The organism is Sphingomonas sp. (assembly GCF_019746015.1).
Classification (GTDB): domain Bacteria; phylum Pseudomonadota; class Alphaproteobacteria; order Sphingomonadales; family Sphingomonadaceae; genus Sphingomonas.
The window spans coordinates 92,934-114,813 of record NZ_JAIESM010000035.1 but is presented as its reverse complement, the minus strand read 5'-3'; the positions used below and the strand labels follow the sequence as shown (position 1 = coordinate 114,813).

Sequence of the window (21,880 nt, the reverse complement as noted above, 5' to 3'; positions counted from 1 at the left end):
GAAATAATGTTTTCGCACATCATGCTCGGTACGAATAACATGGATGCCGCCCGCAAATTCTATGACGCCATCATTGGCGCGCTCGGCGGCCGGCCAGCGATGGAGAATAACGGCCGGCTGGTTTACATGCACAATGGCGGCATGCTGATCATCACCACGCCGATCAACGGCGAGCCCGCGTGTCACGCCAATGGTGGCACGATCGGCTTTGCCGCGTCTTCGCCGGAACAGGCCGATGCCTGGCACGCAGCCGGCGTGGCCGCGGGCGGCACCCCGATCGAGGACGCGCCGGGCGTGCGCGAAGGCAGCTTCGGCAAGCTCTATCTCGCCTATCTGCGCGATCCCTGCGGCAACAAGCTTTGCGCGATGCACCGCATGGCCTGAACGCAGGCGATGATCGAAACCGTCTCCGTTGCGCGGCGCCATGGCGGCGTGCAGGGCGTCTATCGCCACGGCGCGGCGGAGACGGGTTGCGACATGCAGTTTGCGGTGTTCGTGCCCCCGCACGCGGCGGGCGCGCGGCTGCCGGTGCTGTGGTTCCTGTCGGGCCTCACCTGCACGCACGCCAATGTGATGGAAAAGGGCGAATATGCCCGCGCCGCCGCCGAGCAAGGCGTGATCTTCGTCGCGCCAGACACCAGCCCGCGCGGCGACGGCGTAGCGGATGACCCGGGCTATGATCTGGGGCAGGGGGCAGGCTTTTATCTGGATGCGACGCAAGCGCCCTGGGCGCCGCATTTCCGCATGGCTTCCTATCTGGAGCGCGAGCTGCCGGCGGTGATTGCCGATAACTTCCCCGCCGATATGGCACGGCAGGGCATTATGGGCCATTCGATGGGCGGCCATGGCGCGCTGACCATCGCGCTCAGAAGTCCGGGGCGGTTCAAAAGCGTGTCAGCCTTCGCACCGATTGTGGCGCCGATGGACTGCCCCTGGGGTCAGCGGGCCTTTGCCGCTTATCTGGGGCCGGATCGCGCATCGTGGCGTGGTTATGACGCGTGCGCGCTGATCGAGGACGGTGCGCGCCTGGACGAACTGCTCGTCGATCAGGGCGGCGATGACGCGTTTCTCACCGAGCAGCTGATGCCCGAGCGGCTGGAGGCAGGCTGCGCCACGGCCGGCATCCCACTCAAGCTGCGCCGGCAGCCAGGCTATGACCATGGCTATCATTTCGTCTCGACCTTCATGGCCGAGCATGTCGCCTGGCACGCGGCGCGGCTGACGCGCTGATCGCCCGGTCAACGAAAAGGGGCCCCCGGCACGCCGGGAGCCCCCAATCTCACCCGATCAGTCGATCAGAAGCGGTAACGCCCGGTGATGCCGAACGTGCGCGGCGGGTTGGCATAGCCCGACACGCTGCCGGCCTGTGCCACCGACGGGAACACCGTGGTCGTGAAGCGCTGATCGAGCAGGTTGCGGCTGAAGATCGACAGTTCGATGCCGTTCTTCAGGCGATAGCTGATCGCCGCGTTGAGGTTCTGAATTTCGCGGAAGAAATTGTTGAACTGGTCGCTGATCTGGACATTGCTGTCATACTGGAAATCGCTGCTGATGATCAGGCGATTGCCGTTGCTGAACGTCTTCGTATAGTTCGCACCCAGCGACATATAGATCTGCGAGATGCCGGCCGGCACGCGGCCAGACAGGTCCGTCGGCACGCCACCCGGCCCGATGCCGCCAACGAACCGGTCATAGAGCGGCGACAGATAGGTCAGCGCGAAGGTCAGCTCGAGCGGGCGCCACGGGCGATAGCTGCTGTCGATTTCGAAGCCCATCGTCGACTGCTTGCCCGCGTTCACCAGCGAGAAGCCCGTGCCGAAGAAGGCGTTCTGCTGGAAGCCGCGCAGTTCCTGATAGAAGGCAGCGAAGTTGAACGCCACCTTGCCCCAGCGTGCCTTGATGCCGCCTTCCACCGTCTCGGCGATTTCGGGGCCGGCAAAGCGGGTGCCGGTGGTCAGGTTCGGCACCGCCAGGCCCGCTGCACGAATGCGCGAGGTCGGCGGGTTGGTGACGGGCGAACCCGGGATGAAGTCCGCCGGGAACGGGCGCGAGTCGCGCGACAGGTTCCACGACGATGCCTTGAAGCCGGTCGCATAGGTGACATAGATGTTGACGTTCTCATCCACGCGATAGTTGGCGCGGAAGGTGTAGGACAGGTTGCTGTCATTGGTCGTGCCGGGTTCGACCACGTTGGGGAAGTTGAGCGACGGCGGCAGGAACTGGAGCCCACGCAGGCCGAGCAGCGGGTTGACCGCCGGGTTCAGCGAGTTCGCGTTGGCAAAGGCGGTGGCGCCGGCGTTGATCTGGTTGAAGATGGCCGGCTGGGCAGCGGCAAAGGTGCCGATCTGCTGCGCGCTGGCGAGCGTGCCCGCCGGCAGGCCGAGCGCCTGGCCCACGCCCTGAGCGATCCCCTGGTTGCGTACCAGACCATTGCCGATCGCCACCAGATCGAGCGTGGAGAAGGTGTCGGTCGTGAAGCTGTTCGAGTTCACGCCCTTCCAGTCGTTGGTGTAGTTGAAGCCAACGGTCAGCGTCAGGCCGCGCGCCACTTCCCAATCGGCATAGCCGAAGAACGAGAAGGCGCTGTTCCGGTAACCGAAATCGTTGAACTGGCCCAGGCCCTGGCGGCCGATGGTGCCCGCCGGCAGGCCGAGAATGCCCTGCTCCAGCGTGGCGTTGATCGAGCCGGTCGGCGCGGTCGGGCTCGCGGTCAGCAGATTGGCATAGCCACGGAAATCGCGGCCATAGGTCAGCCCGTCTGCCACGCGGATGGTTTCGTTGAAATAGAACGAACCGAGAGTGAAGTTGAACTTGCCCTCGAAATTCGACTGAATCCGGAATTCGTTGGTGAAGGTGTTGATCCGGGTGAAATTGTTATTGGCGCCGATCAGGTCCGCACTGGTGAAGTCGGAGTCCTGATTGGTGCGCGAGATCACTTCGCGATAGGCGGTGATGTTGGTCAGCGCAAACTTGCCGATCGTCGCATCGGTGTTCAGCGAGACGCCATAGTTCTGAATGTCGTTGGTTGACGCGAAGTTATAAAAGGCCTGGTCGGCAAAGGGCTGGTTGGAAACGATCCGGCCACCCACTGCCCGCACCGCATTCCCGGTCGGCCCGTCGAGCAGGTTGACGACGCCGCAGCAGACTTCGTCGATCTTGTCGTAGTCGGCGATCAGCCGCATCTTCAGGTCGGCATTGGGCTGCCACAGCAACTGGAACCGGCCGCCCCAGCGATTACGGTCATTCTGATTGATGCCGGTGTTCAGATCGCGGAAATAGCCGTCGCGGCGGTTGAAATTGGCCGACACGTCGAACGCGAACGTATCCGAAATCGGGCCGCTGACCTGGGCGCGGGCAATCACCGAGTTGAAATTGCCATAGGTAAGTTCGCCAAAGCCGGTCCATTCAAAGCTTGGCTCGGCGGTGGTAATGCTGATGACGCCGGCCGACGCGTTCTTGCCGAACAGCGTCGACTGTGGCCCGCGCAGCACTTCCACGCGCTTCAAATTGGGCAGGTCCGAAATCTGCGCGGCCGAGCGTGAACGATAAACGCCGTCGATATAGACGCCGACCGATGGCTCGATGCCGGCATTGTTGGCGCCGTTGCCGAAGCCGCGGATGATGAAGTTGGTGTTGGCCGAACTCTGCAGCTGGCCGACGCGCAGCGAAGGGACCACCGTCTGCAGGTCGATCGCGTCGCGGATCTGGGCCTGCTGGATCGTCGCGCCCGTCGTCACCGACACCGAAATCGGCGTGTCGAGCAGCGTCTGTTCGCGCTTCGTGGCAGTAACGACGATGTCGGCCTGGGTTTCAGGCTCCTGGTCTTGCGCGGCCGGTGCGCCGGGCTCACCCGTCTTCGCCATGGCCGGTGCAGTGTAGAGCAGCGCAAAGGCCGAAGCGGCCGCCAGCAGTTCGATCTTCTTCATCAACCCCTCCCAACATGCCGTTGCCCGGTGCACCGGTGCTTTCGGCAAAGTCAAATCCTTGCCTGCATCTAACGCGCTCCTAAATAACACGTCAACGACAGAACCATGGGTAAACAGGCGTCCCCGCCGGCTTGTTGCCCCAAGGCGACACTTTTTGACTGCAGCCCCTTCCAAATAACCCCTTTCCGTAGCGTCAATTCCCCTAACTCCTCAAAAACGGAGCGATAATGAGCGAAGACAGTGACCCGCGCGAAACTGGTGACCTGGTAGCCCCACCGGCGAAGATCCCGGTGCCCGATGACGTGGCCGATGCGATACGCACCTTGATTCGCTGGGCGGGGGACGATCCCACCCGCGAAGGATTGCTCGATACGCCGCAACGGGTTGCGCGGGCGTGGCGCGAATATTGCCAGGGCTATGCGGACGATCCCGCCGTGCACCTGTCGCGTGTGTTCGAGGAAGTGGGCGGCTATGACGAAATCGTGCTGCTGAAGGACATTCCGTTCCAGTCGCACTGCGAACACCATATGGCGCCGATCATCGGCAAGGCGCACATCGCCTATCTGCCCTCCAACTGGGTGGTGGGCATTTCGAAGCTGGCGCGCGTGCTCCACACCTATGCCCGCCGGCTGCAGGTGCAGGAGCGGCTGACGGCGGAAGTCGCCAACTGCATCTGGGAAAATCTGCGCCCACAAGGCGTCGCCGTGGTGATCGAGGCAAGCCATGCCTGCATGACCGCGCGCGGCGTACGCACGCCCGGGGTGGGGATGGTGACCAGCCGGATGATGGGCGTGTTCAAGGATGACGAGCGCAGCCGGCGCGAGGTGCTGGCGCTGATGGGAATGCGCGGCGCGTGACGGGCCGGGCGGCGCCGCTGGCGCTGGTGACGGGCGGCGCGCGGCGGCTGGGCGCGGTGCTGTCTGCCCGGCTGGCGGCGGCCGGCTATGTCGTGGCCGTGCACGCAAGCGGCGCGCTGCCCCCCGATCCGGCAGTCGCCGCGATGCTGGCCGGCGGCGATCACGCACTGTTCGCGGCCGATTTTACCGAGGACGGCGCGGCAACCGGGCTGTTCGCGGCGGTGCACCGTCACTATGGCCGCGCGCCGGACCTGCTGGTCAACAATGCCGCGATCTTCGGCAATGATGACCTGGCCACCACCTGCCACGCCGAACTGGCGCGGCATTATACCGTCAACCTGGTCGCGCCGGCGCTGCTGATGCGGGCGCTGGCGGCGGCGCGACCGGCCGGAGCGGCGGTGGTCAACATCGTCGATCAGCGGGTGGTGCATCCGCACCGCGATCAGCTGAGCTACACACTGTCAAAGGTCGCGCTGGCCGCTTTGGGCGCAATCGCCGCGCAGCAGCCGGGCCTGCGCGTGAATGCGGTGGCGCCGGGCCTGGTGCTGCCCACCGCCGATTATGCGCCCGATCAGATGCGCCGGCTGGCCGCCGCAATGCCGCTCGGCGCGCTGCCGACCCCGGGCGCGATTGCCGATGCGGTGCTGTTCCTGGCCGGGCAGGGGGCGATCAACGGCGCGCTGCTGTTCGTCGATGGCGGCGCGCATCTGCGACCGTTTACGGCCGATTTCGTCAATCTATAGCAGCAGCAGCAGCGGCAGGCACTGCGCCGGCGTCGGCTCGGTCGCGCGGGGCCAGTCGGGCGGCGGCTGGTTGCGGAACCAGGTATATTGCCGCTTGGCATAGCGGCGCGTGGCGAGCTGGGCGCGGGCCAGCGCTTCGTCGCGCTCCCACGCGCCGCGCAGCCAGCCGGCGATTTCCGGCACGCCGATTGCGCGCAGCACCGGGGCGTCGGGGTTCAGGCCGGGCCGGGCGAGCAGCGCGCGCACCTCCTCCACCGCGCCGCCATCGAACATCGTGGCCAGCCGCGCGTCGCACCGCGCCATCAAGGTCGCGCGGTCGGGCAGCAGGATGAGCGGGCGGAGCGCCACGCGATCCGCGATCCCGCCCTCGCGCGCGGCCTGCCATTCCGCCAGCGGCCGGCCGGTCGACCGTACCACCTCCAGCGCGCGGGCGACGCGGCTGGTGTCGGCCGGGTTCAGCCGCGTCGCACCCGCCGGATCGAGCCGGACGAGCGCGTCGTGCGCCTGCGCGACCGGCATCGCTCGAACCGCCGCGCGGACGGCGGGGTCGATATCCGGCACCGGCGCGATCCCGTCGAGCAGGGTGCGCAGGTAAAGCCCGGTGCCGCCGACCAGGATCGGCAGCTGCCCGGCGGCGTGCGCTGCGGCAATCTCGCCGCGCGCCGCCGCCGCCCAGCGCGCCGCCGACCCCGCCTCGTCCGCTGGCAGATAGCCGAACAGCCGGTGCGGCACGCGCGCCTCGTCCGCTTGCGTCGGCCGGGCGGAAAGGATGCGCAGGTCGGCATAGGCCTGGGTCGCATCGGCATTGATGACGACGCCATTGGCGGATTCCGCCAGCGCCATCGCAAGCGCGGACTTGCCGCTGGCGGTTGGCCCTGCGATGAGCGCGAGGCGAGGAAGCGACGCCATGTTCATTGCCACATTGATAGCAGCCGACGGAATCGATCAAGGCCGGATTTCGGAAAGCATGGACCGGCTGGCCGAAGCCGGCTGTGCGCCGGTCGCGGGCGGCTGGCTGGACGAAGGGGTGGCGGCGGACCTGTTGTTCGGCCTGAATGCCGATGCGGCGCGGGCCGCGCTCGAAGGGGTGTTTCCGGCCACCGATGTGGTGGTGCAGGCGCAGTTCACCCGCGCCAAGAAACTGCTGGTGGCAGACATGGATTCGACGATGATCACCGTCGAATGCATCGACGAACTGGCCGACTATGCCGGCATCAAGCCCCAGATCGCCGCCGTGACCGAGGCGGCAATGCGCGGCGAGCTGGATTTCGAGGCGGCGCTCAACGCTCGTGTCGAACTGCTCGCCGGGCTGGATGAGAGCGTCATCGCCCGCTGCCTGGCGGAGCGGGTGCGGATCATGCCGGGTGCCGTTGCGCTGGTGCGCACGATGCGGGCGCGCGGCGCGCGCTGCGTGCTGGTCTCGGGCGGCTTCACCCGCTTTGCCGAGCCGGTCGCCGCCGAAATCGGCTTCGACCGCGCCATCGCCAACCGGCTGGGCGTGGCAGACGGGCGGCTGACCGGGCAGGTCGCGCTGCCGATCATCGGCTCAGCCGCCAAGCTGGAGACGCTGGAAGCCGAAAGCGCCGCCGGCCAGCTTCAGCCGCACGAAACGCTGGCGGTGGGCGACGGCGCCAATGATCTGGCGATGATCCGTGCGGCCGGGCTGGGCGTTGCCTATCATGCCAAGCCCGTGGTGGCCGCTGCTGCCGCCGCGCGGATCGACCATAATGACCTGACCGCGCTGCTTTATGCGCAGGGCATCGCCCGAAGCGACTGGGTGAACACCTAGGGCGCGACCGGCACGCAGGCGCCGCCCGTCGCCGCGCGCACCTGACCGCACAGCTTGGCGGCGGCGGCCGCATTGGCGAGCGGCCCGGCCTGGAGCCGGGTGAGGGCGCCCGAGCGCACCAGATAGGGCTGCATCGCGCCCAGCGCGCTCACGCGGCCGCGCAATTGCTCCCACAGGCGGCGGGCATTGCCTTCCTCGCCAAACGCGCCGAGCTGCACGCGCCATTTGCCGCCCGTCGCCGGCGCGGGTGCCGGGGTGATCGTCGCCACCGGTGCGGGGCGAGGCGGCGGCACCTGTCGCGTCGCAACTGGCGGCGGCGGCGCGGTGGTGGCCACGCGCGGCGGCTTCACGCCCGGCTGCGCCTCGGTTGACGCCGTGCTGGGTGGCAATTCGGTGCCGCGCGGGCCGGGCGTGGTGCCGCCGGCCAGTTCATAGGAAAGCTGCGGGCTTTGTGACTGCGCCTCATATTGCCGGGCCAGTTCCAGCCCGCGCTGGCGCACGTCGGTGGGGATATACTGGTCCATCTGCCCCAGCGTTTCCGACGCCTTGGGGAGGCCGGTGGAGGAGGCGCGCACCATCAATGCATAGGCGCGCACCCAGTCTTTCTGAACGCTGTCGCCATTGAACAGCATCGTGCCCAGCACCAGCTGCCCGCGCGGATCGCCGCGCCCGGCCGATTTTTCCAGCCATGGCACGGCTTCGGCATGCTTTCCGTTCTGGAACAGGGCCAGCGCATAGTTGGTTTCGGCCTGGGGGTGGCCCTGGGCGGCGGCCTTGCCGAACCATTGCTCGGCCAGCGCAGGATCGACGGGCACGCCGCGCCCCAGCTTATAGGCCTGGCCCAGATTGAACTGCGCATCGGCATCGCCTGCCACCGCGAGCGGGCGCCATTCCTCGATCGCGCGCCGATAGTCGCCGCGCTGCCACGCATCGACGCCAGCCTTTACATCAGCGAGCGACGGGGTCGCCGACAGCGCCAGCAGCAACGGCAACGCAATCCCAAACGGCTTCAGCACCTACCCGCTCCCTCGCAGCCTGCCCGGCGGCGTGCATTATGCCTCTTTCTGCGGCAATCGCAAACCATTGGCACGAATGGCCGATCTGGGGCCGCGCCGTTTTAACCACTTCTTATCACTCGCTGTGTCATCCCCCATGCGGAACAGTTTAAGTTCAGGGGTTAGAATGCGCGTTCTGGCGATGGCATCGCAAAAAGGCGGCTCCGGCAAGACGACCTTGTCGGGTCACCTGGCCGTGCAGGCCCAGTTGGCCGGCATGGGGCCGGTTGTGCTGATCGACATCGACCCCCAGGGTTCGCTGTCTGACTGGTGGAACGAGCGCGCTACCGAATTTCCCGCCTTTGCCCAGACTACGGTCGCGCGGCTGGCCGCCGATCTGGAAGTGCTGCGCCAGCAGGGCTTCAAGCTGGCCGTTATCGACACGCCGCCTGCCATCACCATGGCGATCCAGAGCGTGATTGCGGTTGCCGAGCTGATCGTCATCCCCACGCGGCCCAGCCCGCACGATCTGCGCGCGGTGGGGGCAACGGTCGATCTGTGCGACCGCGCCGGCAAGCCGCTGATCTTCGTGGTGAATGCAGCGACGCCCAAGGCGCGGATCACCTCCGAAGCCGCGGTCGCGCTGTCGCAGCATGGCACGGTGGCGCCGGTCACCATCCACCACCGCACCGATTTTGCTGCCTCGATGATCGACGGGCGCACGGTGATGGAGGTCGATCCCAACGGCAAGTCTGCCCAGGAAGTGGCGGCGCTGTGGGCCTATATCTCTGACCGGCTGGAAAAGAATTTCCGCCGCACCGTGTTCAGCGCGCCTGCCCAGCCGGGTGGGATGGTTCCCAACCGACAGTCGGCCGGCTTTGGCCGACGTGTCGTGAGTTGAGCGGGGAGGGGGGGATGATCAACGGTCAGGCCAAGTCCTTCGCATCGCTCTCTTCGGGGCTGCTGGCGCGCAAGGGGCAGGCACGCCCGGCGATGCGGCCGCAGGCATTCGGCGCAGCAGACGCGGGCGCGCTCGACGATCTGGGCTGGAACGACATGGGCCATGCTGGCCCGGCGGTGGCGCCGGTGCCGGTGGTGGCCAGCATTGCGCCGCCGCCGCCCGGTGTGCCGCCGGTGCTGCGCCAGCGCGAAGTGCTGCGCGAGGAATTCGAGGCGCCTGTCGCCCGGCCGGTCTCCGAGCCGGTGGCTGAGGTTGAAGCGCCGGCGGCCGAAGTTGAGGTGGCGGTGCCCGTGGTGGCACGCCTGCCCAAGGCGAAGGCGGCGTTCACGCTGCGGCTCGACGCCGATCGTCATCTGCGGCTGCGGGTGGCGAGCGCGATCGGCCGCCGTTCGGCGCAGCAGATCGTGACGCAGGCGCTCGACGCCTATCTCGCGACGCTGCCGCAGGTTGACCAGATGTTGGGGCACATGTCGGCCGGGGCCGGCACCGTTCAGGCCACGGATCAAGGCAAGGGGGAATGATCCAATGAAGAACCGGGCGATGATGATGCTGGGCGTATCTGCGCTGGTGCTGTGCACCGGCGGCGTAAGCGCCGTGTTGACGCAGGGAGGTGCCGCGGTTGCCGGCGCGCCGAGCGCGACCAAGCTTGCCAAGCAGGCCGCGGCCGATGCGGAAGCCGCGCGCAAGGCGATCGGCGACCGCGCCTTTGGCAAGGCCGTGCGCTATGCGGAGCGGGCCGTGGCGGGGGCGCCGGACAATGGCACCTATCGCGCGCTGTTGGGCCATGCCTATCTTCAGTCGGGCCGCTTCGCTTCTGCCCGCGATGCCTTTGGCGATGCGCTGACGCTGATGCCCAATGATGGCCGCTCGGCGCTCAGCTATGCGCTGGCGCAGATCGCAACCGGCGACTGGGTCGGCGCGCGCCAGACGCTGGAAAGCAACGCCGAAACCATTCCGGTGGCCGACCGTGCGCTGGCAACCGCGCTGGCCGGCGACCCGGCGGTCGCGGTCGAGCAGCTGGCGGTTGCCGCCCGCAGCCCCGGCGCGGATGCCAAGACCCGGCAGAATCTGGCGCTGGCACTGGCGCTGTCGGGCCGCTGGGCCGAAGCGCGCGCGATGGCCGAGCTCGACGTGGCGCCGAACGAAGTCGATGCGCGCATGATCGAATGGGCCAAGTTCGCCCGCCCCACGGGTGCGGCGGACCAGGTTTCCTATCTGCTGGGCGTGACGCCGGTGATGGACCCGGGCCAGCCGGTCTCGCTGGCGCTGGCTCGCCCCGCACCGGCCACGCCGGTGGTGGCGGCGGCCGAACCGGCTCCTGCCCCTGCCCCTGCTGTTGAAGCAGCGCCGCAGCCGGCAGCCGAGGTGGCCGAGGTCGCAGCACCTGTCGAAGCGCCACGCCCGACCATCGTATTTGCCGAGCGCAAGGAAGTGGTGCAGCCGCTGCCCGTGCAGGCCGAGCGGGTTCGCCCGGTGCGCGTCGCCAAGGTGGCCAAGCCGGTGGTGAAGCCGGTGGAAGTGGCCGCAACGGTTGCGCCGGTGGCCCCGGTTGCCACCAAGCCGGTAGTCGCCAAGGGCAATTTCTATGTGCAGCTGGGCGCCTTTGAAAACGCCGCCGTCGCGCGCGACGGCTGGGCGCGCGCGGTGCGCCGCTATGCCGGTTTTGTGGGTCAGCAGCCCTCGGGCATGGCGGTGAAGACGGCCGCTGGCCAGTTCTACCGCCTGTCGGTGGGCGGCTATGCTCGCAATGATGCAGTCGCGATGTGCCAGGGGTATCGCGCGGCGGGTGGCACCTGCTTCGTGCGCCAGGGCGCGGGCGATCAGGTGGCCAGCTGGGTGAAGCCGACGGCAGTGCGTCAGCTCGCGTCGCGCTGAGCCACAATCAGACCAACCGGCGCCCGCCCTTGTAGAGCTGGCGCACCTGGCCCTGCACCGGCAACCCGTCAAACGGCGTGTTGCCGGCGCGGCCGGCATAGCGATCGGCGCTGATCTGCCACGGTGCCTGATCATCGAACACCAGCAGATCGGCGGGCAGCCCTGGCTCCAGCCGGCCCGTCTCCACGCCCAGCACTTGCGCCGGTGCCGCCGCCAGCAGCGAAAACAGGCGGGGCAGGGTGATGCGCTCATCACGCACCAGCCCCAGCGCCAGCGCGAGCAGGCTTTCGGCGCCCGCCGCGCCGGGGCTTGAATCGGCAAAGGGCAGGCGCTTTTCCTCCGGCCCGCGCGGGTCGTGCCCCGAACAGATCAGGTCGATCGTGCCATCGGCAAGCGCTGCAAGCGCTGCCTGCCGGTCCGCCTCGCTCCGCAAGGGGGGCGAGAGGTGGGTGAAGGTGCGGAAATCGGCCATCGCTATGTCCGACAGCAACAGATGCGCAGGCGTAATCCCGCAGCTAACCGCCACACCCCGCCGCTTCGCCGCGCGTACCAGATCGAACGCTGCCGCCGTGGTCAGCTGGCGGAAATGCAGCCGCGCGCCGGTTTCCTCGGCCAGCATCAGGTCGCGCGCCACTGCCAGCGCCTCGGCCAGGGCAGGGGCGGCGGCCAGGCCCAGCCGGGTCGCGGTTTCGCCCTGCGTGGCAACCGCACCGGCGGCGAGCCCGCCATCCTCAGCATGGGCAATCATGGCGAGACCCAGATCATGCGCATAGAGCAGCGCCCGGCGCATCACGCCGCTATCGGCAATCCAGCCACGCCCAGTGCCCACTGCGCGCGCGCCGGCGCCCCGGTTGATCGCCATTTCGGCCAGTTCGCGGCCAGCGAGGCCCCGGGTGGCGGCGGCAATCGGGTGAATCCACAGGTCCGGCCGGCCGATAAGGGCGGCACGCTGCACGATGCCGGGCTCGTCGAGCACGGGGGACTGGTCTGGCATCAGCCCGATCCGCACGATGCCGCCGGCATGGCACGCCGCCACATCGGCCGCGAACACGCCCAGATCGACGATCGCCGGCGCCAGCATCAGCCCGTTCAGATCATGAACCTCGGCCTCCGCCGGCACGTCGACCGCGCCGAGTGCCGCAATCGCATCCCCCGCCACCAGCAGCGTGCCGGGCGAGACGCCGCCCGCCGTCACCAGCCGGGCGTTGATGAAGGCGGTCAGGCCCATCCCGGCACCCCGCGTTCGGCGCGCGTCAGCACGTCCAGACAGGCCATGCGCACCGCCACGCCCATTTCGACCTGCTCGGTGATTGCCGACCGTTCATGATCGGCCACTGCCGAGGTTATTTCCACGCCCCGGTTCATCGGGCCGGGATGCATGATCAGCGCATCGGGCCGCGCGCGCTTCAGCCGCTCGACGGTCAGGCCATAGCGGGCATGGAATTCGCGGGTGGATGGGATGAAGGCGCCGTCCATCCGCTCATTCTGCAGCCGCAGCATCATCACCACATCGGCGCCATCCAGCGCGGCATCGAAATCGGTGAAGGCGGCGACCCCCATCGATTCGACGGCGGCGGGCATCAGCGTCGACGGGGCCACCACACGCACCTCAGCCGCCAGCGCGGTCAGCGCCAGGATGTTCGAGCGCGCAACCCGGCTGTGCAGCAGATCGCCACAGATCACAACGCGTTGCCCGGCAATGCTACCACGCCGTCTGCGGATGGTGAGCGCGTCGAGCAGCGCCTGAGTGGGGTGTTCGTGCCGCCCGTCACCGGCGTTGAGCACCGGGCAGTCCACCTTGCCGGCGATCAGCTGCACCGCGCCCGAACTCTGGTGGCGGATGACAAGGGCATCGGCGCGCATCGCGTTCAGCGTCATCGCGGTGTCGATCAGCGTCTCGCCCTTTTTCACGCTCGATTGCGCGGCGTGCATGTTGACGACATCGGCGCCCAGCCGCTTGCCGGCAATCTCGAACGACAGCAGGGTGCGCGTGCTGTTCTCGAAAAAGGCGTTGATCACGGTGAGGCCGGCCAGCCGGTCGCTCTTGCGGCGGGCGCGATTGGCCTCGATCCACTGTTCCGCCTCGTCGAGCAGAAAGGTGATTTCGTGCGGCTGCAGCCCGGCAATGCCGGTCAGGTGGCGGTGCGGAAACACGGCGCGGCCGGGGATCAGCGAGGCGGGGCGATGGTCGGACGCGGTCATCACGCCCGCTGGGTAGAGCGTGGCCGGGGCCTGTGCAAGCGTGGTTGCGGGCGCCCCGGCGCGGGGCTATCTGCGGGACATGACCGAGATGACCCCGCTCGCCCGCGCCCCGCGCGTGCGCAAGCCCGACTGGATCCGCGTAAAGGCCCCGACCAGCACCGGCTTTGCCGAAACCAAGGCGTTGATGCGCCGGCTGAACCTGGCCACGGTGTGCGAGGAGGCGGCCTGCCCGAACATCGGCGAATGCTGGACCAAGAAGCACGCGACGGTGATGATTCTGGGCGATGTGTGCACCCGCGCCTGCGCCTTCTGCAACGTGAAGACGGGGATGCCGCGCGCGGTGGACCCGCTGGAGCCGCAGCATGTGGCCGATGCCGCCGCCGAGCTGGGCCTGACCCATATCGTCATCACCTCGGTCGACCGCGACGATCTGCCCGATGGTGGCGCCAGCCAGTTCGTGAAGGTGATCGAGGCGCTGCGGCGGACCACGCCCGCCACCACCATCGAAATCCTGACGCCCGATTTCCGCAACAAGCATGAGCGCGCGGTCGCCGCGATCGTGGAGGCGCGGCCCGATGTCTATAACCACAATCTGGAAACCGTGCCCCGGCTTTATCCCACCATCCGCCCGGGTGCGCGCTATTATGCGTCGCTGCGCCTGCTGGAGAGCGTGAAGAAGCGCGATCCGTCGATCTTCACCAAATCCGGCATCATGCTGGGGCTGGGCGAGGAACGGCTGGAAGTGCACCAGGTGATGGACGACATGCGCAGCGCCGACATCGATTTCCTGACGATGGGGCAATATCTGCAGCCGACGCCGCGCCATGCGGCCGTCGCCGAGTTCGTGCCGCCACAGGGCTTCAACGCCTATGCCCAGATCGCGCGGGCCAAGGGCTTTCTGCTGGTGGCCAGCTCGCCGCTCACCCGGTCCAGCTATCATGCGGGGGATGATTTTGAGAAGCTTCGCGCCGCGCGCCAGGCCCAGCTGACGCCGCGCTGAGATGCCCAAGCACAGCGAGACCCGGGCGCTGCCCTATGCGCCGGAGCAGATGTATCAGCTGGTCGCCGATGTCGCGCGCTATCCGGAGTTTCTGCCCTGGGTTTCGGCCATCCGGGTCCGCTCCGACAGCGAGACGCTGATGGTGGCGGACATGATCGTGGGCTTCAAGGGTCTGCGCGAGACCTTCACCTCGCGCGTGACGAAGCAGCGGCCGGGCGCGATCCATGTCGATTATCTCGACGGGCCGCTCAAATATCTGAAGAATGACTGGTCGTTCCGGGCCGATGGGCAGGGGGGGTGCCTCGTTGATTTCTCGGTCGATTTCGCGTTCAAGAACCGCGTGTTCGAAATGCTGGCGGGGCAGGTGTTCGACCGTGCGCTGCGCAAGATGATCGGCGCGTTCGAGGCGCGCGCGGCCGCGCTTTACGCCGCGCCGCCGCCGGGCAGCAGCAGTTCGAGCGCGACCAGCGCTGCCTGAAGGCGGATGCCGCCGCGCCCCAGATCGCCGAACTGGCGCTGATCGGCAATCACCTCGGCCGGGTCTGCGCCGCGCTCCGCCCGCGCGAACACGACGGTGCCAACGGGCTTCTTGGCCGACCCGCCGCCTGGTCCTGCAATGCCGGTAATGGCAACCGCGACATCGGCGTCGCCCGCCTCCAGCGCGCCCTGCGCCATGGCCCAGGCGGTGGCGACCGACACCGCGCCAAAGGTTTCCAGAATGTCCGGGCTGACGTTCAGCGTCTTCTGCTTGGCGTCGTTCGAATAGGTGACGAAACCGGCGTGCAGCACGTCGGACGAGCCGGCAATCTCGGTGATCGCGGCGCACACCAGCCCGCCAGTGCAGCTTTCCGCGACCGCCACCCGTCGCCCGGCGGCGCGGTTTTCCTCCACCACGCGGCGTGCGGCGGTTAGCAGCGGCTCGGGCAGGGTCGTGTCGGCCACCGGCGTGCTCATGGCCGCACCGGGCACAGGGTCAGCCCCGGGCGGGCGGTGCTGGCCGGGGTGGACTGGGCACCGCGCCGGCTGTCGGCCAGCGTCCAGGCGGCGACCAGGATACCGGCAAGATTGCGCGGCGGCAGCGGCTGGGCGAGCGTGAAGATGCGGTCATAGGCCGCGCAATCGGCCGGCTGTACCGCGCGCACGATGACGGGGGCGATCAGCCCGCCAACCAGCGGCCGCGCCGCCGCACCGGTCAGCAACGCGCCCGCCTGTGGCCCGGCAATCCGCGCGACCGCCCCTTGCGCGGCCGGCCAGGCGGCATCGGCATCGGCGCGATAGCGGGCCATCAGCTCGGCCGGCGGCTGACGCAGCACCGCACCCGCCGGCAGCGCGCCCGCGCAGATGCTGCCCAGCTGGTCCACCGTTTCGGGGAGCACCGACGTGATCACGGCTTCCGCCTCCGGCGCGGTGACGCAGGGGAGCTGCATCGCCATGGTCTGGGCGGTGCTGGCGCCGGTGCCCAGCACCAGCATCAGCGCGGCGGGCAGGGCGAGCCGGCGCATCATGCGCAGCGCTCCGCCAGCGGCAGGCGGACCGTGGCACAGGCTTGCGCGGCAATGCCCTCTCCCCGCCCGGTAAAGCCCAGCCGCTCGGTGGTGGTCGCCTTGATGCTCACCTGGCGCGGGCTGAGGCTCAGCAGTTCGGCAATCCGCGCGCGCATCGCCTCGCGGTGGGGGCCGATCTTGGGCGCCTCGCAGATCAGCGTCAGGTCGACGAAATCGATGATGCCGCCCTGCGCGGTGATCAGGCCCGCGGCGTGCTGCAGGAACTTGTAGGAGGCCGCCCCCTTCCATTGCGGGTCGCTGGGCGGGAAATGGGTGCCGATGTCACCCTCTCCGGTGCAGCCGAGCAGCGCGTCGGTAATCGCGTGGAGCGCGACATCGGCATCGCTATGCCCCGACAGCCCCTTGTCATGCGGGATCAGCACGCCGCCCAGCCACAATTCCTCGCCCGCCTCCAGCCGGTGAACGTCGAAGCCAGTTGCGCTGCGGCTGATCAGCTGCGCGGCGTGGCGCGCCTCGGCCGCGGCGATATCGGCGGGATAGGTAACCTTGTCGAGCATCGGATCGCCTTTTGTCAGTGCCACCGCGCCGCCGAACCGGCGCAGCATCTGCGCGTCGTCGGTCGCGTCCTCATTGTGGGGCCAGCGGCGGTGCGCGTCCAGTATCGCCGCAAAGTCGAAGGCCTGCGGCGTCTGCACCCGCCACAGCCCATCCCGCGTCACCGTGTCGCCCAGCGCCGCATCGCCGCGCGCCAGCGTATCGGCGACGGGCAGCGCCGGAATCGCGCCCGGGTGCGTCTCCAGCGCGGCCAGCAGCCGGTCGATCACCGCCGCCGGCAGGAAGGGGCGGGCGGCATCGTGGATCAGCACGCGGCTAACGCCCTCGGCGGCCAGTGCCTCCAGCCCCGCGCGGGCGGACTCGCGCCGGGTCGCGCCGCCGGTGATGTGGCGCACAGGGCCGACGGCCGCCGCCAGCATTGCTTCCTGACCCGGCCCGATCGCGACCAGAACGTCGTCGATGCCGGGGTGGCGGCGAAGTGCCTCCAGGCTGTGCGCAATCATCGGCCGGCCGGCGAGTGGGGCATATTGCTTGGGGATCGTGCCGCCCAGCCGGGTGCCGGTGCCGGCCGCGACGATGAGCGCTACGGTGCGATGCGACGTCATGCCGGCCGCCTAGCGCAAGGGCGCCAGCGCCGCCAGTCCTTGCCAGCCGCCGCGATCGCCGCTATGCGCTCACCGCTTTAACAGGCGCTTCATGGCACAGCTTCGTCCTATCTCGATCGGCCCGGTAACGGTTGCCCAGCCGGTGCTTCTGGCGCCGATGACGGGCGTTACCGACATGCCGTTCCGCAAGCTCGTGCGGCGCTATGGCTCCGGCCTGAATGTGACCGAGATGATCGCCAGCCAGGCGATGATCCGCGAAACCCGCCAGTCGCTGCAAAAGGCGGCGTGGGACCCGGTGGAAGAGCCGGTGTCGATGCAGCTGGCGGGGTGCAGCCCGCGCGAAATGGGGGAGGCGGCGCGCCTGAACCAGGATCGCGGCGCCGCGATCATCGACATCAACATGGGCTGCCCGGTTAAGAAGATCGTCAATGGCGATGCCGGCTCCGCGCTGATGCGCGACCTGCCGCTGGCCGCTTCGATCATCGAAGCGACGGTGAAGGCGGTCAGCGTGCCGGTTACGCTCAAGATGCGGATGGGCTGGGACCATGCCAGCCTGAACGCGCCCGAACTGGCGCGCATTGCCGAGGATCTGGGCGTCAAGATGATCACCGTCCACGGCCGCACCCGCTGCCAGATGTACAAGGGCTCGGCCGACTGGGCGTTTGTGCGCCGGGTGAAGGAGGCGGTGCGCCTGCCGGTCATCGTGAACGGCGACATCTGCAGCATCGAGGATGCCGAGACCGCGCTGGAGCAATCGGGCGCCGACGGGGTGATGATCGGCCGCGGCGCCTATGGCAAGCCGTGGCTGCTGGGGCAGGTGATGGCCTGGTTCGACAGCGGCCGGCGCGTGCCCGACCCCTCGCTTGACGAGCAATATCACCTCATCGTCGAGCATTATCACGCGATGCTGGCGCTTTACGGCACCACCACCGGCGTCAACCTCGCGCGCAAGCATATCGGCTGGTACACGCGCGGGCTGCACGGCTCGGCCGAGTTCCGCAACCGGGTGAACCAGGAGGAAGACCCGCGCGTGGTGCTGGCGATGCTGGCCGAGTTCTACGCCCCGTGGCGCCAGCGCGCCGCCGCCTGACGCGCGCCTTTTTCCTGCCACCAACGCGGCCGATAGCGTTGCCGGTGAGGCCGGCGTGCGACATTGGGTGTATCGCCAACGCCCCACCTGTTGTATTGATGCAACGATGGATGGCGTCATGGCGGCGATAACGGAACCACAGGAGCAGCCCCGCCGGCTGTCGCCGGTGGTCGAGCTTGCCGTGCTGGGCACCGCGATGGTGGTGGCGCTGGGCAGCTGGTGGCTGATCGCGCGTGGCGCCGGCGGCACCACCCTGCTTACCCCGCCTCTGGTTGCGCTGCTGCTGGTCGCCAATCTGCTGCCCGGCATGGGCCTGCTGGTGCTGCTCGGCCGGCGGATCGCGATGCGGCGCGCGGCGCGCTCGCCGATTGGCGGGCATGGCCGGCTGCATGTGCGCCTCGTCGCGCTGTTCTCCGCGATTGCGGCGGTGCCGACGCTGCTGGTGGTAATCTTCGCCTCGCTGCTGTTCCAATATGGCGTCGAATTCTGGTTTTCGGACCGCGCGCGCGCCATGCTGGAGGACGCCTCGGTCATCGCGCGCAGCCATTATCGCGAAGAGCTGGACCGGGTGGGGCGCGAGGCGACCGCGATGAGCGGCGACCTGGCCAAATATCTGTCGGTCTATCCGATCGAGAGCCCCGCCTTCGTCAATGGCCTCGCCCAGCAGACCTATCGGCGCGAATTGTCGGAGGCGATCATCCTCCACCGCACCCCAAACGGCCAGCTGATCGCGCTGGCGCTGGTCGATCCCTATGACCGCGATCTGCAGCGGGTGGTGACGCCGGCACTGCTCGCGCGCGTTGCCCAGCCAGGGGCGGCGGCGCTGGTGGAAAGCATGGAAGCGCCGGGCGCGCTGACCCGCATCGATTTCGGCAAGGACAATTTCCTTTACGTTACCCGCGTGTTCGATGCGCGCACGACGATGCTGCTACGGCGCAGCCAGGCGATTGTCGATGATTATCACGCGCTCATCTCGCGCTCGCGCACGGTGCAGGTTCAGTTCAACGCGGCGCTGCTGCTGATCTCGCTGCTCATCGTCGGCGTGGCGGTGTGGGTGGCGCTGGTGGTGGCAGACCGGCTGGTGCGGCCGGTGGGCGAGTTGGTGGAAGCGGCGCGGCGCGTGGCGAGCGGCGACCTGAGCGTGCGTGTGCGCCAGCCCAAGGCGCGCGACGAGATCGGCACGCTGACCGGCGCATTCAACGCGATGACCAGCCAGCTGGAGGCACAGACCGGCGCGCTCGTAACCGCGAATGACCAGCTGGACAGCCGCCGCGCGCTGATCGAGGCAGTGATGTCGGGCGTGTCGGCCGGGGTCGTCTCGATCGATCGCGAGCGGCGGGTGCGGCTGATCAACGATTCGGCGCGCACCTTGCTGGGGGCGGGGGAGGGCAGCGAGCCCGACCAGCCGCTCGCCGCGCTGTCGCCCGAGCTGGACCGGCTGCTCGACAGCGACACGCGCGAGGCGGTGGTGCAGATCGTCGTGCGCGGCGAAACCCGCACGCTGGCAGTGAAGATTGCCGAGGCCGATGCCGGCCCCATCCTGACCTTTGACGACATCACCCAGCAGCTGCTCGACCAGCGCCGCGCCGCCTGGGCCGATGTCGCGCGCCGCATCGCGCATGAGATCAAGAACCCGCTGACCCCCATTCAGCTGGCGGCCGAGCGGCTGCAGCGCCGCTATGGCGCGCAAGTGGCGGCCGAGGACCCGATTTTTGCGCGCCTGACCGAAACCATTGTGCGCCAGGTGGGCGATCTGCGCCGGATGGTCGACGAATTCTCGTCGTTCGCGCGCATGCCCAAGCCCGTGTTCCGCGAGGAGGCACTGCTCGACATCGCCCGCCAGGTGATGTTCCTGCACGAAGTCGCGCATGGCAATATCCGCTTCCGGCTCGACTGTGCCGATCCGCCCCAATTGGTGTGCGACCGGCGGCAAATCGCCCAGGCGTTGACGAACGTCGTGAAGAACGCCGTTGAGGCGATTGAGGTTAAAGAAGAAAATTCCAGCGGCGACGTGACGATGACGATCACCGGCGGCGGCGAGGCGCCGGTGGTGGTGTCGGTGAGCGACACCGGCATCGGCCTGCCGCTGGAACGCGACCGGATCGTCGAGCCCTATATGACCACGCGCCAGCGCGGCACCGGCCTTGGCCTTGCCATCGTGAAGCGCATTGCCGAGGAGCATATGGGCAGCATCAGCTTTGCCGATCGCCCCGGCGGCGGCACGGTGGTGACGCTGAGTTTCGACACCGCCGCGCTTGCCCGCATCGGCTGCGGCGAGGGCGAGGGGCCGTGCGCCGATGAAGACAGCCGCCCCGCCATGCTCACCAGAATAAGCAACGGATGATGAAGCTCGATATTCTTGTCGTCGATGATGAGCGCGATATCCGCGAACTGGTCGCAGGCGTGCTGGAGGATGAAGGCTATGGCACGCGCCTGGCCGCCGACAGCGATTCCGCGCTGGAAGCGATTGCCGCGCGGCGCCCGTCGCTGGTGCTGCTCGACGTGTGGCTGCAGGGCTCGCGGCTGGACGGGCTCGACCTGCTCGACGAGATCAAGCGGCGCGACCCCAGCATTCCGGTGATCGTGATTTCGGGGCACGGCAATCTCGACACGGCGGTGGCCGCCATTCGCCGGGGCGCCGCCGACTTCATCGAAAAACCGTTCGAGGCGGAGCGGCTGCTGCTGCTGGTCGAACGCGCGACCGAGACCGAGCGGATGAAGCGCGAGATCGCCTCGCTGCGCGCGCAGGCCGGCCGCGAGGATGAACTGACCGGCAGCTCCAGCGCGATCAACGCCGTGCGCGCGACGCTGAAGCGCGTGGCCGCCACCGGCAGCCGCGTGCTCATCACCGGCGGCCCCGGCACCGGCAAGGAAGTGGCCGCCCGCCTGCTCCACAACTGGAGCCAGCGCGCCGCCGGCCCCTTCATCGTCGTCAGCGCCGCACGGATGACGCCCGAGCGGGTGGAGGAGGAGTTGTTCGGGGTGGAGCAGGGCGATCTCGTCTCCCCCGGCCTGCTCGAACAGGCGCATGGCGGCACGCTGTTCCTTGACGAAATCGCCGACATGCCGGTGCAGACCCAGGCGCGCATCATGCGCGTGCTGACCGAGCAGAGCTTCACCCGCGTCGGCGGCCAGCGGGTGGTGCGCGTGGATGTGCGCGTCGTCTCCGCCACCGCGCGCGACCTGGGCGTGGAAATCGCCGAGGGGCGGTTCCGCGAAGACCTTTATTACCGGCTGAACGTGGTGCCGGTGACCATTCCCGGCCTTGCCGAGCGGCGCGAGGATATTCCGCCGCTGGTCGAGCATTTCGTCGCCCATTATGCCGCGCAGCGCCGCGTGCCGACGCCGGAAATCGCGCCCGAGGCAATGGTCGCGCTGCAAAGCCATGAATGGCCCGGCAATGTGCGCGAACTGCGCAACCTGGTCGAGCGCACCGTCATACTGGCGCCGGGGGACCGCATCGGCCGGATCGACCTTGACCTGTTGCCGGCCGAAATTCTGGGCGACAAGAACGACATGGGGCTGGGGCCGGCGGCCAGCGCAATCATGGGCGCGCCGCTGCGCGAGGCCCGCGAATTTTTCGAGCGCGAATATCTGCGCGTCCAGATCCGCCGCTTTTCCGGCAACATCTCGCGCACCGCGACCTTCATCGGGATGGAGCGGTCCGCCCTTCACCGCAAGCTGAAGCTGCTGGGAATTACCGACAGCAAGGGCGAGGACTGACGCGCGGCAACTGGACGGCGCGGGGCGGAACCCCTACATTTGCGCCTGCGCGCC

Annotated in this window: 21 protein-coding genes; 13 read left to right on the top strand and 8 right to left on the bottom strand. The window is 68.3% G+C overall.

Annotation, left to right across the window (positions count from 1 at the left end; translation table 11 throughout):
• The first annotated feature begins 6 nt into the window (after positions 1–6).
• Positions 7–384 (top strand): VOC family protein, encoded by a 378-nt coding sequence (locus K2Y03_RS06060; protein WP_294089142.1) that lies wholly within the window; start codon positions 7–9, stop codon positions 382–384.
• A gap of 12 nt (positions 385–396) precedes the next feature.
• On the top strand, positions 397–1,230 hold the full coding sequence (fghA, locus tag K2Y03_RS06055) for an S-formylglutathione hydrolase (protein WP_294089212.1): 834 nt from the start codon (positions 397–399) through the stop codon (positions 1,228–1,230).
• A gap of 65 nt (positions 1,231–1,295) precedes the next feature.
• Here the strand turns inward: fghA and K2Y03_RS06050 are convergent, their stop codons facing one another.
• Positions 1,296–3,926, bottom strand: coding sequence for a TonB-dependent receptor (locus K2Y03_RS06050; RefSeq protein ID WP_294089141.1), 2,631 nt, complete (start codon positions 3,924–3,926; stop codon positions 1,296–1,298).
• A gap of 227 nt (positions 3,927–4,153) precedes the next feature.
• Here K2Y03_RS06050 and folE point away from each other — a divergent pair, with 227 nt between their 5' ends.
• Both folE and K2Y03_RS06040 read left to right on the top strand, forming a co-directional pair.
• Positions 4,154–4,783: a GTP cyclohydrolase I FolE gene (gene folE / locus K2Y03_RS06045; RefSeq protein ID WP_294089140.1), complete on the top strand. Its 630-nt coding sequence runs from the start codon at positions 4,154–4,156 to the stop codon at positions 4,781–4,783.
• Positions 4,780–5,526, top strand: coding sequence for an SDR family oxidoreductase (locus K2Y03_RS06040; protein WP_294089137.1), 747 nt, complete (start codon positions 4,780–4,782; stop codon positions 5,524–5,526). The genes folE and K2Y03_RS06040 overlap by 4 nt, the downstream gene beginning before the upstream one ends.
• On the opposite strand, the gene miaA is transcribed toward K2Y03_RS06040, so the two are convergent.
• Positions 5,521–6,441 carry a tRNA (adenosine(37)-N6)-dimethylallyltransferase MiaA gene (miaA, locus tag K2Y03_RS06035; RefSeq protein ID WP_294089134.1) on the bottom strand — a complete coding sequence of 307 codons (921 nt, stop codon included), beginning with the start codon at positions 6,439–6,441 and terminating at the stop codon, positions 5,521–5,523. The genes K2Y03_RS06040 and miaA overlap by 6 nt on opposite strands.
• Between miaA and serB the strand changes: the two genes are divergently transcribed.
• Positions 6,434–7,315: a phosphoserine phosphatase SerB gene (gene serB, locus K2Y03_RS06030; RefSeq protein ID WP_294089131.1), complete on the top strand. Its 882-nt coding sequence runs from the start codon at positions 6,434–6,436 to the stop codon at positions 7,313–7,315. The two genes, miaA and serB, sit on opposite strands and share 8 nt — an antisense overlap.
• Here the strand turns inward: serB and K2Y03_RS06025 are convergent.
• Entirely contained in the window at positions 7,312–8,331 is a 1,020-nt protein-coding gene (locus K2Y03_RS06025; protein WP_294089128.1) for an SPOR domain-containing protein, read from the bottom strand. The two genes, serB and K2Y03_RS06025, sit on opposite strands and share 4 nt — an antisense overlap.
• Positions 8,332–8,497: 166 nt before the next feature.
• Between K2Y03_RS06025 and K2Y03_RS06020 the strand changes: the two genes are divergently transcribed.
• From K2Y03_RS06020 to K2Y03_RS06010, 3 genes are read left to right on the top strand one after another with little or no spacing between them, the layout of a single operon-like run.
• Positions 8,498–9,211 carry a ParA family protein gene (locus K2Y03_RS06020; RefSeq protein ID WP_294089126.1) on the top strand — a complete coding sequence of 238 codons (714 nt, stop codon included), beginning with the start codon at positions 8,498–8,500 and terminating at the stop codon, positions 9,209–9,211.
• 14 nt (positions 9,212–9,225) lie between these two features.
• Positions 9,226–9,792 (top strand): hypothetical protein, encoded by a 567-nt coding sequence (locus tag K2Y03_RS06015; RefSeq protein ID WP_294089124.1) that lies wholly within the window; start codon positions 9,226–9,228, stop codon positions 9,790–9,792.
• Positions 9,793–9,796: 4 nt separating this feature from the next.
• Positions 9,797–11,146, top strand: a complete 1,350-nt coding sequence (locus K2Y03_RS06010; RefSeq protein ID WP_294089122.1) for a tetratricopeptide repeat protein — start codon at positions 9,797–9,799, stop codon at positions 11,144–11,146.
• A 7-nt stretch (positions 11,147–11,153) separates the two neighbouring features.
• Here K2Y03_RS06010 and K2Y03_RS06005 read toward each other — a convergent pair whose 3' ends face one another.
• Positions 11,154–12,374 (bottom strand): dihydroorotase family protein, encoded by a 1,221-nt coding sequence (locus K2Y03_RS06005; protein ID WP_294089121.1) that lies wholly within the window; start codon positions 12,372–12,374, stop codon positions 11,154–11,156.
• Positions 12,365–13,348, bottom strand: a complete 984-nt coding sequence (locus tag K2Y03_RS06000) for an aspartate carbamoyltransferase catalytic subunit (RefSeq protein WP_294089119.1) — start codon at positions 13,346–13,348, stop codon at positions 12,365–12,367. Before K2Y03_RS06000 ends, K2Y03_RS06005 begins: the two co-directional genes overlap by 10 nt.
• Before the next feature lie 79 nt (positions 13,349–13,427).
• Between K2Y03_RS06000 and lipA the strand changes: the two genes are divergently transcribed.
• Both lipA and K2Y03_RS05990 read left to right on the top strand, forming a co-directional pair.
• A complete protein-coding gene (lipA, locus tag K2Y03_RS05995) occupies positions 13,428–14,348 on the top strand; it encodes a lipoyl synthase (RefSeq protein ID WP_294089117.1) in 921 nt (306 codons plus the stop codon).
• A 1-nt stretch (position 14,349) separates the two neighbouring features.
• Positions 14,350–14,826, top strand: coding sequence for a type II toxin-antitoxin system RatA family toxin (locus K2Y03_RS05990; RefSeq protein WP_294089115.1), 477 nt, complete (start codon positions 14,350–14,352; stop codon positions 14,824–14,826).
• On the opposite strand, the gene K2Y03_RS05985 is transcribed toward K2Y03_RS05990, so the two are convergent.
• From K2Y03_RS05985 to K2Y03_RS05975, 3 genes are read right to left on the bottom strand one after another with little or no spacing between them, the layout of a single operon-like run.
• Positions 14,772–15,302 carry a CinA family protein gene (locus K2Y03_RS05985; RefSeq protein ID WP_294089112.1) on the bottom strand — a complete coding sequence of 177 codons (531 nt, stop codon included), beginning with the start codon at positions 15,300–15,302 and terminating at the stop codon, positions 14,772–14,774. The genes K2Y03_RS05990 and K2Y03_RS05985 overlap by 55 nt on opposite strands.
• Positions 15,299–15,853, bottom strand: a complete 555-nt coding sequence (locus K2Y03_RS05980; RefSeq protein WP_294089110.1) for a hypothetical protein — start codon at positions 15,851–15,853, stop codon at positions 15,299–15,301. Before K2Y03_RS05980 ends, K2Y03_RS05985 begins: the two co-directional genes overlap by 4 nt.
• Entirely contained in the window at positions 15,850–17,013 is a 1,164-nt protein-coding gene (locus tag K2Y03_RS05975; RefSeq protein WP_294089107.1) for a bifunctional 2-C-methyl-D-erythritol 4-phosphate cytidylyltransferase/2-C-methyl-D-erythritol 2,4-cyclodiphosphate synthase, read from the bottom strand. Before K2Y03_RS05975 ends, K2Y03_RS05980 begins: the two co-directional genes overlap by 4 nt.
• A gap of 91 nt (positions 17,014–17,104) precedes the next feature.
• Between K2Y03_RS05975 and dusB the strand changes: the two genes are divergently transcribed.
• From dusB to K2Y03_RS05960, 3 genes are all read left to right on the top strand, one after another.
• Positions 17,105–18,103: a tRNA dihydrouridine synthase DusB gene (gene dusB / locus K2Y03_RS05970; protein WP_294089104.1), complete on the top strand. Its 999-nt coding sequence runs from the start codon at positions 17,105–17,107 to the stop codon at positions 18,101–18,103.
• 118 nt (positions 18,104–18,221) lie between these two features.
• Positions 18,222–20,447 (top strand): ATP-binding protein, encoded by a 2,226-nt coding sequence (locus K2Y03_RS05965; protein WP_294089102.1) that lies wholly within the window; start codon positions 18,222–18,224, stop codon positions 20,445–20,447.
• Positions 20,447–21,826 carry a sigma-54 dependent transcriptional regulator gene (locus K2Y03_RS05960; RefSeq protein ID WP_294089100.1) on the top strand — a complete coding sequence of 460 codons (1,380 nt, stop codon included), beginning with the start codon at positions 20,447–20,449 and terminating at the stop codon, positions 21,824–21,826. The genes K2Y03_RS05965 and K2Y03_RS05960 overlap by 1 nt, the downstream gene beginning before the upstream one ends.
• Positions 21,827–21,880 lie beyond the last annotated feature (54 nt).